Below are 18705 nucleotides of genomic sequence, written 5' to 3'. Positions count from 1 at the left end.
GTGTCTGGATGATGATGCCGCTATGGGTTTTTATTTCTCCCGTTTTGAAGACCGTAAACCGCCGGAGCCGTTAAAAACGCCCCGCGTGGTGAAGATTCTCTGGCAGGTAATGTCGGTCGCGGCATTAGTGCTGGGCGCGAATTATATTCGCTGGCGCTGGATGGAATCGCTGAACATGGATGCGCTGTGGTACGCCCTGCCGCTGGTCATTGCGGAAACCTGCGCCTGGATTGGCACGGTGCTGTTCACTATCAACCTGTGGCGTGAAGACGATCCGCCCCAGCAGCCCGCGCCGCTGGATATTAACGACTGCCTGAATGCGCAAGACCAGGCCGAGCCGCGCCCGGTGCGCGTCGACCTTTTCATCGCCACCTATTCCGAAGATGTCGAGCTGGTGCGGCTCTCCATTCAGGATGCGCTGAAGATGCGCTATCCCGGCCCGCTCGATTACCGTATTCACGTGCTCGATGACGGGCGCAGGCCTGCGATGCGCGCGGTCTGCGAGGAAGAAGGCGTCAATTACATTACCCGCGAAACCAATATCGGCTTTAAGGCGGGCAACCTGCGCAACGGCCTTGAGCAGACCGACGGCGATTTTATCGTGATTTGCGACGCCGACACCCGCGTCTTTCCTACGCTGCTTGAGCATACGCTCGGTTATTTCCGCGACCCGGATGTCGCCTGGGTGCAGACGCCGCAGTGGTTTTTCGATTTACCCGAAGGCGAGCGGCTGCCGCGCTGGCTGTCGCGTAAGGCGGGTAAACCGGGTTACGCGCTCGGCTGGCTGTCGGAGAAAATCGTCGGCCCGGTGACTATCGGGCGCGATCCGTTCTTTAACGATCCGCGCATGTTTTATGATGTGATCCTGCGCCGCCGCAACTGGGCCAACGCGGCATTTTGCTGCGGCGCGGCGTCGGTGCACCGCCGTGAAGCGATTATGCAGGCGGCGCTGCGCAGCTATGTCTGGACGGTGGAAGAAGAGATTGACCGCCACACGCGCGATATCAGCGACCCGTCGATGCGCGAAGCGCTCCAGGACGCGATGCGCCCGCATGTGCTCTATGACACCGAGCTGACGCCCTATAAATTCCACGTCTCGGAAGATATCTACACCTCCATCGTGCTGCATGGCGACAGCGCGCGCCGCTGGCGCTCGGTGATGCACCCGCGTATCGAATCCAAAATGCTTTCGCCGCAGGATATGCTCACCTGGATTATCCAGCGCTTTAAATATGCCGCCGGCTCCCTCGATATTCTCTTTCACGACAATATTTTCAGCCGCCGCCGCTTTAAGCTCTCGCTGCCCCAGACGCTGATGTACGCCACGACGTTCTGGTCTTATCTGGCCTGCGTGTGGAATACGGTGTTTCTGATCTCGCCGCTGATTTATCTCTTCACCGGTATCCCTCCCGTCTCCGCCTGGTCGACGCCCTTCTATCTGCACTTTTTGCCCTTTTTTATTGTCTCGGAGCTGGCGTTTATGTTCGGTACCTGGGGGATTTCGGCGTGGGATGGCCGCGCCTCGTATCTGGCGTTTTTCTCAATGAACCTGAAAGCGCTCGATACGGTGTTGCGCGGCGAACAGATTAAGTTTCACGTGACGCCCAAAGAGCGCCAGACCGGGCGGTTTCTCTACCTGGTGAAGCCGCAGATAGCCATTGTGGCGCTCACGTTAATCGGGCTTATCTGGGGCGGTATCCAGGTGGCGCGCGGCGCGGTGGATGACCCTTCCGGCTATGTGATTAATATCTTCTGGGGCGCGGTGAATATCGCCGCCATGCTGCCCATGATCATGGCCGCCATGTGGCAACCGGCGGATGAGGAGAGCGGCGCATGAAAGTGACCGACGCCCTGCTGAGCGCACGCAGCTATATCACCATTCTGGTGGGGTTTCTGATTGGCTTCGCGGTGGTGGTCTGGGTTGAGCGCCAGATGCCGACGCGCGTGGAGAGCAGCAGCGGCATTACGTTAAGCGCAGATTTCCCGCCGCTGCCCGATTCCCGCCCGCTCACCTTTGATGAAGCCATCTGGGCGCGCGTGGCCTGGCAATATTTCGTCAATAACACGCGCCCCGACGGGTTGGTCAACGCCCAGGACGGCGCGCCGTGGTTCAGCCTCTGGAGCACCGGCAGTTATCTGCTGGCGGCCGTTTCTGCCTACCGGCTGGATGTCATTACCCGCGACGAATTTGACGAGCGCGTGGCGCAGGCGCTGTTTGCGCTGGGCGAACTGCCGCTGACGCCGAACGGTCTGCCCGCCGCTTACTACCGCGCGGATAAACAGGAGATTTTAGGCAAGCCCGAAAGCAGCGCGGTCGGCGCCGGACGGCTGTTGATGGCGCTTCAGGTATTGCTGTGGCACTACCCGCAACATGCGCCTGCCGTCCAGGCGCTGCTGGCGCGCTGGGATCTCGACGCGCTGTTTGTGCAGGCGAAAAATACCAGCGCCGCGCTTGCGGTACGCCACTGGGTGATCCCGACCGACGAGCCGCGCGACAACTTTGGCTATCGCACCTACGCCAGCCACACCCTGCGCCTGATTAACACCACGGCCGGGCTTGCAGTCACGCAGCCGCCGGAAGGCCAGAGCATGATCGATATCGACGGGATCATGGTGCCGGATGAAGGGCTACGCACCCCGTGGGGCAAACAGCCGTCGCTGGTGAGCCTCCCCTGGCTGTTGACCGGCCTTGAGCTGGGCTTTGACGCCCAGAGCGGCGAAGTGGCGTGGCGCATCATGCAGATCCAGCAACGTCGTCACAGCCTGCGGGTGCGCAAGCCGCCCATCAGCACAGATTACGCCGAACAGGCGCCTGACTACGCCGCCGCGATTCCCGAACGCCAGCCGCAGCGCGAACCGGGCGAGACCGCGTACGACAAAACCGCGCCGGAGCGTACGGCGATAACGTCGACCCGCTCGGCCTTCGCCTGGTATGCGCTGTTTCGCAACGGCTGGAGCGAAGCCCTGCGCCAGCAGGTGCAGCCGCTCCTCGTGCCGGGAAAAGGCTGGCAGCGCGGCCTGAATTTAAATAACAGCGTGAATACTGTGATTGATGCCGACACCAACGCGGTGGTGCTGGAGAGCCTTGCCTATATCACGGGCGGGCAACTGCTCTGTCTGGGATGCCAGTACACGCCTTCTACCGCCACTGCTTCTGCGGGAGTTACGCCATGAGTCTGAAATCTTTGCCCCTGTTTATTCGCTTCTGCGCCTGCGTCTTTTTGCTGCTGGGCTGCACGGTGACGGCGCAGGGCCGGGGCGAACTGCCCGCGAATGACTATCCGGCGCGTCATGGCGAGCTGACCGAGCGCGAAATGAAAATGGCGAAAAACGCCTGGCAATATTTCGTGGTCAACTATCAGCCGACGACCGGGCTGGTCAACGCCGTCAACCAGTATCCCTCCACCACTATGTGGGATACCGGCTCCTATATCGGCGCAATGGTTGCCGCCCGTGAACTGGGGATTATTGATAAAGCGGAATTCGATCGCCGTATGCTGAAGCTGCTCGGCACGCTCAATAAACTCGATCTCTTCCGCAGCCAGGTGCCAAACAAAGCCTATAACACCATCACCGCGCAGAAAGTGAACTACCTGAACAAACCGGGCGAAATCGGCTTTTCGGCGCTGGATATCGGCCGCATGCTGATCTGGCTTAAAAACGTCAAAGAGCGCTACCCGGAGTATGGCAACAGCGTCGATAACATCGTGCTGGGCTGGGATTTCACCAACGTGATAGATCCCTGCGGCACCATGTATGGCGCTTATCTGGAAAATAACCAGCCCAAATATGTTCAGGAAGGCCGTCTGGGGTATGAGGAGTATGGCGCGGCGGGCTATCAGCTCTGGGGCTTTAATACCTGTCAGGCGAGCCGCCCGGAGCCTTACGCGCTGGCGGACATCTATTGTGTGCTGGTGCCCTATGACTCCCGCGACCCGCGCCGTACCAGCCAGCATAACTATGTCGTGACCGAGTCATACCTGCTCTACGGGCTGGAGATGGGCTGGGATACCGCTAAAGATCGCGAAGACAGCCCGAACAACTACTCGCACCCGTGGATGAAAAACTTTGCCGACCGCGTTTATCAGGCGCAGGAGAACCGCTACACCATCACCGGCGTGCTCACCGCCCGCTCCGAGCATCAGCTCGATAAATCGCCGTACTTCGTTTACGACACCGTCTTTAGCGACGGCTTTAACTGGAACACCATCACCGACAAAGGCCAGTACGTGCCGCAGGTCGCGGCGGTGTCGCTCAAGGCGGCGCTTGGCATGTGGGTACTGTGGGATTCGCCTTACACTGACCGTCTTTTCACGACCATTGAGAACGCCAACGATCCGAAACAGGGCTATTACGAAGGCATCTATGAAAATGGCGACGGGCCGATCAACGCGTTTACCGGCAACAATAACGGCATCATGCTCGAAGCGCTGCTCTATAAAAAACAGGGCAAGCTGCTGCGCTTTAATACCGACGATCCGAAAAATAAACATTACGCCCCGTCGCTGTGGGAGAAAAAGCTGGTCGATCTCTTCGAGGATAACAATACCCGCCGTAACCGTCCGTTCCTCAACATGACGCCGGGCATCCAGAACTGGTGCCAGCAGAGCGGCACGGCGATACGCAGCAAGCCGACCTGTCAGGCCTGCCAGTGCGCGACCTGTAAAGAGGACGAACCTGTGAAACTGCCACCGGTCACCGCGACATGCTTAAAACAGTAAGCCGCCTGCTACTTATCCTCGCCGTGCTGGGCGCGGTCATTGCCTGGCTTCTGCTACGTGATGACCGCGCGGGATGGCGCTGGCTCTCGCACGGGGGCTGGCACACCTCGGCGCGCATCAGCGCGCTGACCCCGCAGGAGCGCGAATGGGCCGCCATCGCCTGGCGTTATTTTGAAAATAACACCCAGGAGGCGACGGGCCTCGTGAACGGCAGCGATAAGCGCCCTGTCGCCTCGCTCTGGCAGATAGGCGATGCCCTGATTGCGTTAACCGCCGCGCGCGAGCTGGCTCTGGTGGATGAAAAAACGTTCGACGACCGGCTAACCCGCATTCTCGGCACGCTGAACCGTCTGCCGCTCACCGCCCGTCAGACGCCGAACCGGCTCTATTCCACCTGGTCGCCCACCATGGTGGATTTTACCGGCAAACCGGGCGTCATGGGCTGGTCGGCGCGCGATATGGCGCGTCTGATGCTTGCGCTGCGCCTGGTGGCGCAATATCACCCGCAGTACAGCGAATATCTGGATCGCGTGGTGATGCGCTGGAATTTCTGCCCGGTCATCGATAAAGACGGCACGCTTTACGCCGCCCAGATGCAAAACGGGCAACTGGCCCCGCGCGATGAAATCCGTCTGGGCGAAAGCGAATACGCCGCCGCGGGCTTCAGCCTGTGGGGATTTCAGCCCGCGAAAGCCTGGGGCCCGCCGTCGCAGAACGTTATTTTATACGACCGCGCGCTGCCGGTGGACGCCCGCGACCCGCGCACGACCTGGCAGCCATCGCTTATCACAACCCTGCCGTACACGCTGCCGGGGCTGGAATTTGGCTGGGAGGTCCCGGGCGTCGATCGCGAGAAAATCGACAACCTGCGCGAGCGCGCGAAGCTGGTCTATCTCTCGCAGGAGAGCCGCTGGCAGCAGGAGAAGATCCTTACCGCCCGCGCCGATTTCAATCTCGCCACCGCGCCGTGGCACGCCGCCGATACCATCTGGGCCAACGGTTATCCCTGGAACACCCTTGGCGACGACGGCAAAGAGTATCCGCGCCTCGCGCAGGTCTCCACCAAGGCGGTGTTCTCGCTCTGGGTCCTGTGGGATACCCCTTATACCGACGCGCTGATGCAGACGACCCGACTGATGTATGACGAAAAACGCGGCTGGTATGAAGGCCGCGTCGAGGCGACCGGCGACTATAACCGGGCGCTGACGCTCTCGACCAACGCGACCGTACTGGAAGCGCTCTTTTATAAAGCCAACGGCGGCCCGCTGCTGACAAGCGACGCCCCCGCCCCCGGCAGCTACTTCAGCCGCCGCCTGAGCGATGTGTTCAACCCCCTGCGCCAGTGTCTGCCTGGCGAAAGCCGCCCGGAGGTTCGCCCATGATGCTCTATCGGGATCTGTTTGATGAAAGCTACAGCCGTCTGTTTCCCGACGACGACAAACAGCCGTTTTTTGAACGCTTTTTTACCCGCTTTATTCATATGACGCCGGAAACCGAACACCACTTCGCGGCCGTCGAGCCGCGGCTGCTGCGTAATTTCGTCTATAAAAGCTTTTTCGCGATGCTGATGGTCGACGGCGTGCTGATGGTGCCCGATTTTCTGGAACGGCTGGCGCGCCAGCAGGAGAGCAACGGCGTGCGCCTGCCGCCCAACTTTTTCGCGCACTGGCGACGCGCGATCCTCGACACCGTGGCGGAGCTTGATCCTGACTGCGATGAAGAGGTACTGACCGCCTGGGCGATGACGATAGCGCCGGGGCTTGAGTATATGCGCCGCCAGGCGGAGCTGAACTATCAGCCTGGGGCGCCGTTATGAACCGCGCCGCCTTTGCGGACGCGCTTGATGCGCTGCCCGCCGCCCTGCTGTTTTACGATAAAGACGAGCGGCTGGTCGCCTGGAATGCTCAGGTCAGCCGCTTTTATCCAGGCATCGGGCCGCATCTTGTACCGGGCGCGGCGTTAAGCGCGCTGGCGGTGGAATTTATCAATACAGGTTTTCAGACCGACAGCCGCAGCCGCGACACGCTTATCGCCTCGCTGCTCGCCAACTGCCGCCACGATGGCCACTGTGAAGTGCGCCAGCTACATGAACGGCGGCTGTTTATTCAGCATCAGCGAACTGCCGATGGCGGCATCATCAGCCTCCATACCGACATCACCGCGCTCGATACCGTTCAGAGTACGCGTCAGTTGCTGCATGACGATTTCCTGCTGGCCGCCGAATCGATTCATATCGGCATCTGGGACTGGCAGGTCACTACCGATGTCCTGCACCTGAACGACGCGTTTCTGAATCTGCTGGGCGAACCTCGCGGCCAGTTGCAACATACCAGCCGTTTTTTACTGTCGTTGATCCACCCGGAAGATCGGGATCTGCTGAAAAACGCCATGCAGCGCGCCAGCGAACATCAGATGCCGGTCTTTGAATGCGAGATCCGCGTGCAGCACCGCAGCGGCAAGTGGCTCTGGATGCTGCTCTCCGGGCAGATCATCGCGCTGACGGTGACCGGCGAAATCGAGCGGTTGATAGGCACCCTTCAGGACATCACCCGCCGTAAAGAGGCGGAGCTGATTTCACGCGATGCGGCCAATGCCGCGCGCGCCGCGAATGAGGCCAAAAGTGCGTTTCTCGCCAATATGAGCCATGAGATCCGCACGCCCATGAACGGCATTCTCGGTATGACGCAGCTCTGCCTGGATACCGAGCTGAACGGCGAGCAGCGTGAATACCTGTCGCTGGTGATGAGTTCGGCGCAGTCGCTGCTGCATATCATCGACGACATCCTCGATTTTTCGAAAATCGAGGCGGGCAAAATTGTGCTGCATGAGGAGTACGTGGCGCTGCGGCCGTTTATTCAGTCGCTGGTGCGCCCGCTGATGCCGCTCGCGAGCGAAAAACAGATAGAGCTGCTGGTCGAGGTGGATGAACGCGTGCCGGAGATGATGCGCGTCGATGTGGTGCGCCTGCGCCAGGTACTGACCAACCTGCTCAGCAATGCGCTCAAATTTACGCCGCAGGGCGAAATTCTGCTCGCCGTCGCCCCGGCCGCGCAGGACGGCGAATGGCGCTTTCGGGTACGCGACAGCGGCATTGGCATTCCGCCGGAAAAACAGCAGGTGATTTTTGAGGCCTTTAGCCAGGCGGATACCTCCACCACGCGCCGCTACGGCGGCACGGGGCTCGGACTCACGATCTCCGCGCGACTGGTGGCGATGATGGGCGGCCAGCTGACGGTGGCGAGCGAGGCGAACCAGGGCAGCGAATTTAGCTTTACCCTGCCGCTGCACAGTGCCGAACAGGCGACGCCGGAAGTCCAGCCGCTGACGCACTTCAACGGCGAGCGGGTGCTGGTGGTCGATGACAACGCCACGAACCGCCGTCTGATGCAGGCGATGCTCAATCAGCTCGGCTTAAACCCGGTTTGCGTCTCCGGCGCCGCCGGGGCGCTGGCGCTGCTGGAAAACGACAGCGATTTCCCGGTGATCGTTCTCGACGCCCAGATGCCGGAAATGGACGGCATTTCGCTGGCGCTGGAGATTTCCGTCCTCCCGCAGGCCTCGCGCAGCAAAATTATTATGCTCAGCTCCATGAGCCGCGATCTCGATCTCTCCACGCTGCGCCGTACCGGGATCGCCTGGTACCTCAATAAACCGGTCGATCAGCAGGAGCTGGCGCGCGCCCTTGGCGAGGCGCTGCGCCCGGATCCGGCCAAACCCGCGCCGGTGAAAACGGCGGCCTCCGTAGTCGCGGAACTGGCGCACAGCGCGCCGATGCGCATTCTGCTGGCCGAAGATAACCCGGTGAATCAGCTACTGGCGGTGCGCCTGCTGGAGAAACTCGGCCATGAGTGCGTCACGGTCGATAACGGGCTGCTGGCGCTGGAGGCGTGGCGCCGTGGCGGCTGGGATATTCTGCTGATGGATTTGCAGATGCCGGTCATGGATGGCGAGGCGGCGATCCGCGCGCTGCGTCAGGAAGAGGCGCTGCGCGGCGGGCATCAGATTGCGATTGTGATGACCGCTCACGCCATGCAGGGCGATAAAGAGCGCTGTCTCGCGATGGGCTTTGATGGCTATCTCTCAAAACCGGTGGCGCTGGTCGCGCTTGCCGATGAACTGTCGCGTTTCGCCCCGCAAAGCGCCCCGCCGCCGCCCGATGGCCTGCCGGACAGCGCGCAGCTTCTGGCCGCCTTTGACGGCGATATGGAACTGTTAAAAGAGCTGCTCGGGCTGTTTGCGGAAGGCTTTGACGAGCTGGCGGCGCTGCTGGATGCCGCCCTTGCCGCGGGCGACGGCGATCAGGCTCACCGGCTGGCGCATAAGCTGCGCGGCGAAGCGGCGACGTTCGGCTTTACCGGGCTGACGGAACTTTTACAGGAGATAGAAAGCCAGGAGCCTGGCGCGCCGTCGGCGCGGCGCGAGGCTTGGCGTCAGGCGCTCGGGACGCAGCAGCGTCGCGTGCGTGAATTCCTGATCCAACTGCTGGAGGGGGCATGAAACATCTGGCCTGTGCGTTATTTGTGCTGACAAGCGGCGCGGTCATCGCCAATCCGGCGCCGTCGGTGCCGGTGCCTGCCAACTGGTCGCTCGCGGGCAACTGGCGCGCCCATGACGGCAATGACGCCGCGTTTATGGGGCGACAAGGGCCGGTGCGCGACTGGCGCACGTTAAAGGTGCCGTCAAACTGGTATACCGCAGGCTGGGATCATCAGGGCGTGCTCTGGTATCGCCATGAATTCACTCTGCCACCGTTACCGCAGGACACCATGGCGACGCTGGTGTTCGACGGCGTCGACTACTACGCCGACGCCTGGCTCAACCAACAGCCGCTCGGCAGGCATGAAGGCTACTTCCAGCGTTTCGCGTATGATATTACCGATAAGTTACAACGTCACAACAAGCTGGCGGTGCGCGTCGACAGCCCGTTTGAAGATCCGAAGACTATCTGGCCGCTGCATAAAACGATGGTGAAAGGCGTACTGAATCAGCACGATACCCGCCCCGGCGGCGCGTGGTCGCCGCGCGGTCAGGATGCTAATTCCGGCGGGATCTGGGCGCCGGTGCGGCTGCATTTAAGCCGCGGCGTCACGGTCGATAACCTTATCCTGCGCCCCGACTGGCAACATGGGCTTGATAAACCGCAGCTGCGTGTCGAGCTGGTCTATCGCGCCCCCACGGCGCGCGAGGCTGAGTTAACCCTGCGCGCCCGCCCGGCGAATTTTGCAGGCGCGCACTTTACACAGAAACAAAAGGTGCGTCTGGAGGCGACCGGCGCCACGCCGCAGCGCCTGACGTTCACGCTGCCGATGGAAAACGCGCAGCTCTGGTGGCCGAATGGCTACGGCTTTCCGCACCTTTATCGCGTCAGCGCCACGTTCAGCGATGGCCAGGGCGAGATGGAGCGCATCACAAGCCGCACCGGCCTGCGCCAGATTGTCGAACAGCCGGATAACAAAGGCTGGGTGCTGAACGGCAAGCGAATTTTTATCAAGGGCAGCAACTATATCGGCTCGCCGTGGCTGAGCGAAATGGATGAGAAAAAATACCGCCGCGATATCACTCTGGCGCTGAAAATGAACGCCAACGCCATTCGCGTGCACGGGCATGTGGCAGGCCGCCCGCTCTATCGCATGGCCGACGAAATGGGGCTAATGATCTGGCAGGACGTGCCGCTCCAGTGGGGCTATAACGACAGCGCCGAATTCGCCGATAACGCCGCGCGTCAGAGTCTGGAGATGATCGAGCAGATCGGTAACTCGCCTGCGATTATCGCCTGGGGTGGCCATAATGAGCCGCCGTGGAACTCGCCGTGGATGGAGAAGCGCTTCCCGGACTGGCATAAAAATCTCAACCGCGTGTTGACGGAACGCGTGGCCGACGCGCTCGCAAAGGATGACAGCCGCATCGTGCATCGTTTCTCGGCGGTGGAAGAACACTACTGGCAGGGCTGGTATTTCGGCGTAATGACAGATGTGCTGCAACCGGCGAAAACCGGCATCATCACCGAGTTCGGCGCGCAGGCGCTGCCGAAACTCTCCACGCTCAAAACGATTATCCCCGCCGATAAACGCTGGCCCGCCTCGACAAAAGCGGACGATCCGGACTGGACCGTCTGGAAATACCATAACTTCCAGCCGTTCCAGACCTTTGGGTTTGCGAAGATCCCGCGTGGTGAGAATATGGAGGAATTCATCCATAACACCCAGAAATACCAGGCCGACCTGGTGGGGATGGCGGCGGAAAGCTATCGTCGCCAGCGGTATCAACCGGTGACCGCCCTGTTCCACTTTATGTTTGTCGAAACCTGGCCGTCGATTAACTGGGGCGTGGTGGATTATCTGCGCCAGCCGAAAGCCGGTTATTATGCGCTGCAGCGCGCGTATCAGCCGCTTCTGCCGTCTATCGAGCCGGTGACCCTAAACTGGCGCGCCGGCGCCCCCGGAGTGGTTAATTTATGGGCGATAAATGATAGTTTTTCGGCCTGCGACGGGTGTACACTGCGCTGGCGCGTGAAAACGCCCGGCAATACCGGGCAGCAAGAGAGCAAACCGATGACCCTTCCGCCTGACAGTGGCCGCCAGGTTGCCCGGTTGACGTTCACTCCCTCCGCCCCTGGCGCGCTGCGTATTGAGTACGAAATCCTTGATGCGCAAGGCAAAATGGTTGGTCGTAATTTTTACGAGACCACCATTGCGCCCTGAGGCGTTACGCATACTGTACGGATAACTGGACGCCTCGCGGCGTTCAGTCTCTTCTTAAACTCTTTACCGTCCGGTTAAAGAGCGATAACGATTTGCTAAACTTACAGAATCTGAAACGAAAGCCGCTCTGGAGGTACGTATTAGCATGTTTCAACAGACAACACGCTTACCTTTTACAGAGGAGTTAGCTGAAAAGGCGCGCATGGACCCTGAATCGGGTGAACTCATCCCGGAAACCCGCGATGTCGAGCCGCAGCCTGAATCTATTGAGGGGATGCCCTCCCCGGACGCGCTGACGCCGGCAGACCGCTATTTAGAGCTGTTTGAGCATGTTCAGGCCTCCCGTATTTTTGCGGACAGTAAAACGTTCCCGGACTGCGCGCCGAAAGTATCGCCGCTGACCATTCTGATGAACTATCGTCAGGCGAAACGCCTGCCGGGCTTCGACCTGCGTCGTTTTGTCGAAGAACACTTTTACTTTCCGGTTATCAATACTAATCCGTATGTCTCGGACCCTAACCGGACGCTGACTGAACATATCGACAGCCTGTGGCCAATCCTGACGCGCCAGCCCCATGAGCATCTGGAAAACTCCTCGTTGTTGCCCCTGCCTCAGGCCTATATCGTGCCGGGCGGGCGCTTTACGGAGACCTATTACTGGGACTCCTATTTCACGATGCTCGGCCTTGCCGAAAGCGGCCGCCACGATATGTTGCGCTGCATGGCGGATAACTTCGCCTGGATGATTGAGAACTACGGGCATATCCCGAACGGCAACCGTACCTATTATCTGAGCCGCTCGCAGCCGCCAGTGTTCGCGCTGATGGTCGAACTGTTCGAAGAGGACGGCGTGCGCGGCGCGCGGCGCTATCTCGATCATCTGCTGATGGAATACGCGTTCTGGATGGATGGCGCGGAAAACCTTGAACCCGGTCAGGCCTTCCGCCACGTGGTGAAAATGCCGGACGGCACACTGCTAAACCGCTACTGGGATGACCGTGATACGCCGCGAGACGAATCCTGGCGCGAGGATGTGGAAACCGCGAAGTTGTCCGGGCGACCGGCGAATGAAGTCTATCGCGACCTGCGTGCGGGCGCGGCTTCCGGCTGGGACTACTCTTCCCGCTGGTTGCGCGACGCTGACCGGCTCGCGAGCATTCGCACCACGCACTTTTTGCCGGTGGATCTCAACGCGTTTATCTACAAGCTGGAAACCGCCATCGCCAATATCGCGCAGCTTAAAGGCGATCCGGTGACCGCGACGGTATTTCGTAAAAAGGCCATTGACCGCCGCGAAGCGGTTAACCGCTACCTGTGGGATAACGAGATGGGCACGTACCGCGATTACGACTGGCGTCGCGGTCAGCTGGCGTCGTTCTCCGCCGCCTGCGTGGTGCCGCTCTACGTCGGGCTCGCCAGCTACGCGCAGGCGGAACGCATCGCGGTGAATCTGCGTGAACGCCTGCTCTCGCCGGGCGGTATTCTGACCACGGAAGTGGAAACGGAACAGCAGTGGGATAAACCGAACGGCTGGGCGCCGTTGCAGTGGATGGCCATTCAGGGTCTGAAAAACTACGGCGACGATGCGCTGGCGGATATTATCGCCAACAACTGGTTGCGTACGGTGAAACGATTCTACAACGAGAACCACAAACTCATTGAGAAGTACCATATCGCCGATTATTCGCCGCGCCCCGGTGGCGGTGGCGAATACCCGTTGCAGGACGGCTTCGGCTGGACTAACGGCGTAACGCGCCGCCTGATTTCGCTGTATGGCGAGCCGTAACCGGCTAGTGGGTAAAATACAGAGGGCAGCCCGACGGCTGCCCTTTTTTATGGCGTGAATTGACTCAGAACGACGCGCTGACGCCGATGTTATAGCGCGTCTGCTCGCCGCTGCTAAGCCCGGCGGTTTGCGACAGCGCCGCAAACGCCGACACGTTGCTGCTCAGCGCGACGCTGGCGCCTGCGGTGATATCCATCCAGTTTTTGTCATCTTCCGCGCCGTCGCGGCTGAAGGTGAGCGACGTGGACTTCAGCCCGCCCTGTCCGCGCCAGACGGAATCACCGAACTGATGCTTGTAATCGACCTGCGCGTAAGGTTTCACCATGCCGAGATCGGCATCCAGACGCCAGCCGACGCTGCCGATTTGCGAATGGAAGTTCTGATCGCGAAAGCGCATCGCGGTGCTGTCGTCGCCCGCTTCGCTGTAACCATCGACATGGCTGTAATCCCACGCGTACTGTACCACCGGCCCGGTAGTCAGCGCGCGGGTCACCGGCAGATCCAGCCCGGCAGTCAGGCGCGCCCCCCAGAGTTTAGCGTCGGTTTCACCCGTCTCGACGCGCGTCAGCGGCCCGAGCTCCACGCGGCGCTGAATATTGCGGTATTCGCCTTTCAGCCAGTGGACGTCGGCATTAACCCATCCCGGCCCGAAATCGACCGCGGTAAAAAGCGCCGCCTGATAACCGCGCGCGTCAAAGCTCAGGTTATCGGTCGGTCGCTGGTCATCGAGCGAGCCTGCAATCAGCGCGCCGACCAGCCAGTTTTCCGTCACCCGGTAATCCGCGCCGATCGTCAGATTATTGGTGTTGGCGCTGCCGTCGCCGGTCTCGTTCTTTGTGTAGCGGGCATATTCGCCGCTGTAGCCGCCAAAGACGCCCGCGCTGCCCTGTTCCGCCTGTTCGCTACGGCGTTGCTGATAACGGCTGTCGAGCGTGGCGCGGCTGTTCTGCACCTGCGCGGCTGTCGCCTTGTTAAGCAGCGCGACCTGCGACGGCGCGGCGAGGATCGACTGGATATAGTCCGCCATCAGGCGGTGCACCTGCGGGCCTGGATGCAGGTGATCGGCAAACAGCCACGCCTGACTGGCGTTAAACCCGGCGCTCGATGACGTACAGTCAGCGGCGGAAAGCCCCGGCGGACAGGCCATACCCGCGGTATTGGTAATGCCGAATTGCGCGGGATTAGCGAGAATTTCATTGAAGATTTTGTTGATGTCGGCGCGCACGATATTACCGCCGCCGTTCGCGACCAGCGCCTGTTCTTCGGTGGCGTTATAGAGCTGGCTTAACGCCGAGACCTGTTCGGCGGCCGTCTCATAAGCGGCGTAAAGCGCATCGCCAAGGGCCTGTTGCAGCGCCGGGAGCGGGCTCACTTCTCCCGCCGCCGCGTAAAATGCGTTGCGGATCGCCTCCTGACGCGCCGCGAGCGTCGGGGTTTGCGCGCTCCCGAGCGAGGCGAACGCGGCCTGTAGCGCGGCGCTGTTACCGGCGGTTCCCAGCTGAATCACGGTTTCGACTAACGTTGGCGTGGCGGAAACATCCGGCACCGTCGGCACAATCACCGTACCGGCGCCCGCGTTTAAGAGCGTGCGCACCTGAGAAGCCGCCGCCGTGGCGCTGCCGGTCACGATGGACTGCGCCTGTAGCGGTTGCAATACGGCGGCGCCGAGGTCGTTGCCGCCGACATAGTGAATATACAGTCCGTCGCCATCCGCCCGGCCATTTGTCTGGCTTAGATAGCGCTGCACCTGATCCTGCGTGTTGTCTGCGCCAAGCGCCGGTACCGCTACGCCGCCGCCTGCGGCGTAGTTATTGCCGCCCTGGTCAGACGGCGAAAGCGTGAGGCCATATTTTTTCGCGAGGATTTCGTCATACAGCGAATGACTGCTGCTGTCGAAGGTGTAGCGGCCATTGTTGCCGGTATCGCTCAGACTGTCGCCAAAGACATAGAGATTATCCCAGGCAGCGGCGGGCGCGGCAACGCCACAGGCTAAGCCCAGAGCCAGCCCTACCCGCAGAGAAAGACCAGAGAGTGGAAAAGACATACGCGCTCCTGCGTTTCAGAGGTAAATATCGAAAGAAAGTCATGCGTTATAGAGTGTAGAGCGTTTCTGCAAGCGCACCCGGATAACGCCTGGAATTGAGAGTCTGCGCGAAGAATGTGACGGTTTGCTCTTTTTACTTTGCCAGACGGTACAGGAAGCCGACGCGTAAGTTCAGGTTTTTGAAATCAACAAAAGGATGTTGTAACTAAAATGAGTGCTTTATGAAAAACCCGGCAGGCGCCGGGTTCGGTTTTGACATTATTCGCGTATCAGCACAGCGGTGCGACGGCGTGACGCATGCCCTGGGTAAGGATAGCGTCGAGATCGCGCGTCACCTGCTCCGCCAGCCCCGGTACGGTGGTCAGATCCTGCTCCCAGTGCTCGCTATCTCCCAGTACGGCGTCCACCAGCTCGCGCAGCGTAATGGTTTTATCGCCGAATTTCGTCCAGAGCTGCTGATAGCGCTCCAGCCAGTGGGCGTCATCCTGCAGCGGATAGCGTTCGCCATTGCGCTCGCCGCGATAAAACGCGATGAGCGACGCCAGCGCAAACGTCAGACGCGGCGGCAGCGTCCCCTTCTGCGCCTGCCCCGCCAGCAGCTGCGGCAGGATACGGGTGCGGAATTTGGTCATGCCGTTGAGTGCAATAGAGAGCAGCTGATGTTTGATATACGGGTTGCGGAAACGGCTCACCACCGCATCGGCAAAGGATTCCAGCTCGTCGCGCGGCAGATCCAGCACCGGGATTATCTCGTCATGGATGGCCTTCTCAACGAACGCGCAAATCTGCGCGTCATCCATCGCCTCGCCCACCGTATTGAGCCCGGCCTGGAAAGCGACCGGCACCAGCGCGGTATGCGCGCCATTCAGAATCGCCACCTTACGCGCTTTATACGGCTTGATGTCATCGACAATCAGCACGTTGAGCGGGAGTTTATCGAGACGCAGCTCCTGCGCGAGCCACTGCGGCCCCTGTATCACAAACAGGTAGAAATGTTCGGCGGTATCCAGAAAGGCGTCGTGATAGCCGAGACTCTCCTCAAGTTGCGCCACTTCATCGCGCGGATAGCCGGTAACAATACGGTCAACCAGCGTCGAGCAAAAAGTATTGGCGCTCTCAAGCCAGGCGGTAAAGGCGGCAGGCAGCGCCCATTCGTGAGCATAGCGCAGCACCAGTTCACGCAAAGCCTCGCCGTTATAATCGATAAGCTCACATGGAATAAGCACCCAGCCTTTATCCTGCGCGCCGTTAAAGTGGCTGAAACGCTCGAACAGCAGGCGTGTAAGTTTCGCCGGGTAGCTTACCGCCGGAGCGTCTTCGAATTTATCGCCGGCGTGATAGCTAATGCCCGCCTCGGTGGTATTGGAGAACACAAAGCGGATATCCGGATTATGCGCGAGCTTCAGGAACTCGTCGTACTGACCGTAAACGGCAATCTCACGATTCACGGAGCGAATAAGTCGTGACTCGCTCACCGCCTCGCCCTTCTCATTCAGACCGCGAATGATCGTGGTATACAGACCCTCCTGCGTGCTGAGCGAAGGCGGGAAATCGCTGGCGATAGGACGCACCACGACCACCCCGGCGTTCAGATCGGTATGTTCATTGAGAAGATCAACCTGCCAGTCGACAAAAGCCCGCAGGAAGTTCCCTTCACCGAACTGGATGATGCGCTCCGGATAGAGCGCGCCGGGAAAATCACGACGATTCAATGTTTTCACAATGGGTTCCTTGATGGATTAACAGCAGAACGCTGACTGAAACTGTCCTCCACGCTATCAGAACAAACATTAATGAAACCCCGTTTCGATCAAACTGAGCTGATTTATTAAAAAATTTTATAGCTGCTTAAAAAAAAGAGTTGTGCCGCAGGGACTGCCGTCCGGCATCAGGGCGTAATTCGGGATCACGCCGGCCTTTTTCCATTGATGACGTGAATAAAATCGTTCGGCATCGCTGCCAGTGGAGGTATCCAGCACCAGTACCGTTTTGCCCGCTTTACGCGCCTCGCTTTCCAGCGTTTCCATCAGCGCCTGGGCGATGCCGGCGCGACGCGCGCGTCGATGGACTAACAGTTTCGAGACATCCGCGCGGTGCGGCTGGTTTTCCGGCTGGCTCAGGATAAGTTGTACGGTGCCGACAGGCTTACCTTCCTCATCGAACGCCGCCAGCACAAGGCGGTCATCGCGGGCCGCGCTTTGCGCGACATCAAGCCAGAACGCGCGCGCTTTCTCGGGACTGAATGGCAGCATGAAACTGACGGACGCGCCGCCTTCCACGCAGTCGGTCAGCACATCGCACAGGGAAGCAAGATGAGTGGGGATTTCCGCCGCGCTGAGGCGACGAACGGTATACGCCAGGGTCATTGGTACTCCGCCATGGGGATTTATCAAAGGGTTATCAGATATTCCCTATCATGGCGGAGATACGCCGCAACGCATCAGAGGAAAATCTTATCCTGCGGCGCGCTTGTGGGTGGTTTTCATCTGGTACATTTCGTTATCGGCCCCTTTCAGCAGCCCGGCAAGATCGCGATGCTTGTCTTCATCAAACTGCACCACACCCCAGGAAAGGCCGAGCCGCCACGGTTTGCCGCTCTCGCGGTTAAAAGCGTCGGTCTGCTCGACCAGATACTGCATCGCAATCCAGGCGCCTTTATCGTCGGTATCGTTAAACAGCACCACAAATTCATCGCCGCCGAGCCGCGCCAGGAGATCGCTGTCGCGGAATGCGTTTTTCATCAGCATCGCCATCGCGTTTAACGCTTCATCCCCGGCCGCGTGCCCCCAGGTATCGTTAATCTCTTTGAAATAGTCGAGATCGATAAAGCCGAGCGACATCGGCTCGCTGCGACGCCGGTGGGTTGAGAAGGCGTAACCGGCAAGCGAGGTAAAGCCGCGACGGTTCAGCAGCCCGGTGAGATCGTCGATGGTCGCCACACTCAGCACCATAAACTCATCTTCAACAATCGCCGCCAGATCGCGCAGCAGCAGCGTGTCAGCCTCGCTGAATTCGCGTGGTTCGGTGTCGATAATGCACAGCGAACCGGCGGTGGCGCCATCGGGCAGTTGCACCGGGCAACCGGCATAAAAACGAATATGCGGCGGGCCGTTCACCAGCGCATTATCGTGAAACCGTTCATCGCTCAGCGCATCTGTGATAATCAGCGGCGCGTTGTTTAAAATCGTATGGCCGCAGAACGAGACGTTGCGGGGGATAGGTTTGGGCTCGACGCCATCGCAGGAGGCGAACCAGAGCTGCTCCTGATCGACGAGACTGATCAACGCAACCGGGGCGTTAAAAAGGCGCTTCGCAAGCCGGGTAAGACGGTCAAAACGCTCTGTCGGCGCCGCATCAAGCAGGCCAGAATCATGCAGGGACTGAAGACGCGCCTGCTCATTAACCGGGATATCGGGTGTTTTCATTGCGCAACCTGTAAGCACTGTTTAATTG

General features: G+C 59.9%; 12 protein-coding genes. 8 read left to right on the top strand and 4 right to left on the bottom strand.

Features of this window, described 5'->3' with window-relative positions; all coding sequences use genetic code 11:
* Positions 1-22: 22 nt before the first annotated feature.
* The 8 genes from AB8W27_RS10140 to AB8W27_RS10105 all read left to right on the top strand — a co-directional run bounded on the left by AB8W27_RS10140 (position 23) and on the right by AB8W27_RS10105 (position 13208).
* Positions 23-1837 carry a glycosyltransferase gene (locus tag AB8W27_RS10140; protein WP_015741274.1) on the top strand — a complete coding sequence of 605 codons (1815 nt, stop codon included), beginning with the start codon at positions 23-25 and terminating at the stop codon, positions 1835-1837.
* Complete coding sequence (locus AB8W27_RS10135) at positions 1834-3174, top strand: DUF3131 domain-containing protein (RefSeq protein WP_015741275.1); 1341 nt, start codon at positions 1834-1836, stop codon at positions 3172-3174. Before AB8W27_RS10140 ends, AB8W27_RS10135 begins: the two co-directional genes overlap by 4 nt.
* Entirely contained in the window at positions 3171-4721 is a 1551-nt protein-coding gene (locus tag AB8W27_RS10130) for a DUF3131 domain-containing protein (protein ID WP_041923553.1), read from the top strand. Before AB8W27_RS10135 ends, AB8W27_RS10130 begins: the two co-directional genes overlap by 4 nt.
* Positions 4706-6103 (top strand): DUF3131 domain-containing protein, encoded by a 1398-nt coding sequence (locus AB8W27_RS10125; protein ID WP_041923554.1) that lies wholly within the window; start codon positions 4706-4708, stop codon positions 6101-6103. Before AB8W27_RS10130 ends, AB8W27_RS10125 begins: the two co-directional genes overlap by 16 nt.
* A complete protein-coding gene (locus AB8W27_RS10120) occupies positions 6100-6537 on the top strand; it encodes a globin (protein WP_015741278.1) in 438 nt (145 codons plus the stop codon). The genes AB8W27_RS10125 and AB8W27_RS10120 overlap by 4 nt, the downstream gene beginning before the upstream one ends.
* Positions 6534-9218 carry a response regulator gene (locus AB8W27_RS10115; RefSeq protein ID WP_041923555.1) on the top strand — a complete coding sequence of 895 codons (2685 nt, stop codon included), beginning with the start codon at positions 6534-6536 and terminating at the stop codon, positions 9216-9218. The genes AB8W27_RS10120 and AB8W27_RS10115 overlap by 4 nt, the downstream gene beginning before the upstream one ends.
* On the top strand, positions 9215-11422 hold the full coding sequence (locus AB8W27_RS10110; RefSeq protein ID WP_041923556.1) for a glycoside hydrolase family 2 protein: 2208 nt from the start codon (positions 9215-9217) through the stop codon (positions 11420-11422). The genes AB8W27_RS10115 and AB8W27_RS10110 overlap by 4 nt, the downstream gene beginning before the upstream one ends.
* A gap of 145 nt (positions 11423-11567) precedes the next feature.
* On the top strand, positions 11568-13208 hold the full coding sequence (locus AB8W27_RS10105) for an alpha,alpha-trehalase (RefSeq protein WP_015741281.1): 1641 nt from the start codon (positions 11568-11570) through the stop codon (positions 13206-13208).
* Positions 13209-13272: 64 nt separating this feature from the next.
* On the opposite strand, the gene AB8W27_RS10100 is transcribed toward AB8W27_RS10105, so the two are convergent.
* The 4 genes from AB8W27_RS10100 to AB8W27_RS10085 form a co-directional block, all read right to left on the bottom strand.
* Complete coding sequence (locus AB8W27_RS10100; RefSeq protein ID WP_041923557.1) at positions 13273-15252, bottom strand: autotransporter domain-containing esterase; 1980 nt, start codon at positions 15250-15252, stop codon at positions 13273-13275.
* 269 nt (positions 15253-15521) lie between these two features.
* On the bottom strand, positions 15522-16973 hold the full coding sequence (locus tag AB8W27_RS10095; RefSeq protein ID WP_041923558.1) for a tagaturonate reductase: 1452 nt from the start codon (positions 16971-16973) through the stop codon (positions 15522-15524).
* A gap of 117 nt (positions 16974-17090) precedes the next feature.
* On the bottom strand, positions 17091-17618 hold the full coding sequence (locus AB8W27_RS10090) for a GNAT family N-acetyltransferase (RefSeq protein ID WP_041923559.1): 528 nt from the start codon (positions 17616-17618) through the stop codon (positions 17091-17093).
* 87 nt (positions 17619-17705) lie between these two features.
* On the bottom strand, positions 17706-18677 hold the full coding sequence (locus AB8W27_RS10085) for a sensor domain-containing diguanylate cyclase (protein WP_041923560.1): 972 nt from the start codon (positions 18675-18677) through the stop codon (positions 17706-17708).
* Positions 18678-18705 lie beyond the last annotated feature (28 nt).

The sequence above is a fragment of the Cronobacter turicensis genome (assembly GCF_041222865.1).
GTDB classification, from domain to species: Bacteria; Pseudomonadota; Gammaproteobacteria; order Enterobacterales; family Enterobacteriaceae; genus Cronobacter; species Cronobacter turicensis.
The sequence above is the reverse complement of the archived record's forward strand: the minus strand, read 5'-3'. Positions and strand labels throughout refer to the sequence as shown.

Excerpts from the sequence above, each read along its gene's own strand:
- AB8W27_RS10100 (WP_041923557.1), bottom strand. The coding sequence starts at position 15,252 with ATGTCTTTTCCACTCTCTGGTCTTTCTCTGCGGGTAGGGCTGGCTCTG.
- AB8W27_RS10115 (WP_041923555.1), top strand. The coding sequence starts at position 6,534 with ATGAACCGCGCCGCCTTTGCGGACGCGCTTGATGCGCTGCCCGCCGCC.
- AB8W27_RS10130 (WP_041923553.1), top strand. The coding sequence starts at position 3,171 with ATGAGTCTGAAATCTTTGCCCCTGTTTATTCGCTTCTGCGCCTGCGTC.
- AB8W27_RS10085 (WP_041923560.1), bottom strand. The coding sequence starts at position 18,677 with ATGAAAACACCCGATATCCCGGTTAATGAGCAGGCGCGTCTTCAGTCC.
- AB8W27_RS10110 (WP_041923556.1), top strand. The coding sequence starts at position 9,215 with ATGAAACATCTGGCCTGTGCGTTATTTGTGCTGACAAGCGGCGCGGTC.
- AB8W27_RS10090 (WP_041923559.1), bottom strand. The coding sequence starts at position 17,618 with ATGACCCTGGCGTATACCGTTCGTCGCCTCAGCGCGGCGGAAATCCCC.
- AB8W27_RS10105 (WP_015741281.1), top strand. The coding sequence starts at position 11,568 with ATGTTTCAACAGACAACACGCTTACCTTTTACAGAGGAGTTAGCTGAA.
- AB8W27_RS10135 (WP_015741275.1), top strand. The coding sequence starts at position 1,834 with ATGAAAGTGACCGACGCCCTGCTGAGCGCACGCAGCTATATCACCATT.
- AB8W27_RS10120 (WP_015741278.1), top strand. The coding sequence starts at position 6,100 with ATGATGCTCTATCGGGATCTGTTTGATGAAAGCTACAGCCGTCTGTTT.
- AB8W27_RS10125 (WP_041923554.1), top strand. The coding sequence starts at position 4,706 with ATGCTTAAAACAGTAAGCCGCCTGCTACTTATCCTCGCCGTGCTGGGC.
- AB8W27_RS10140 (WP_015741274.1), top strand. The coding sequence starts at position 23 with ATGGGTTTTTATTTCTCCCGTTTTGAAGACCGTAAACCGCCGGAGCCG.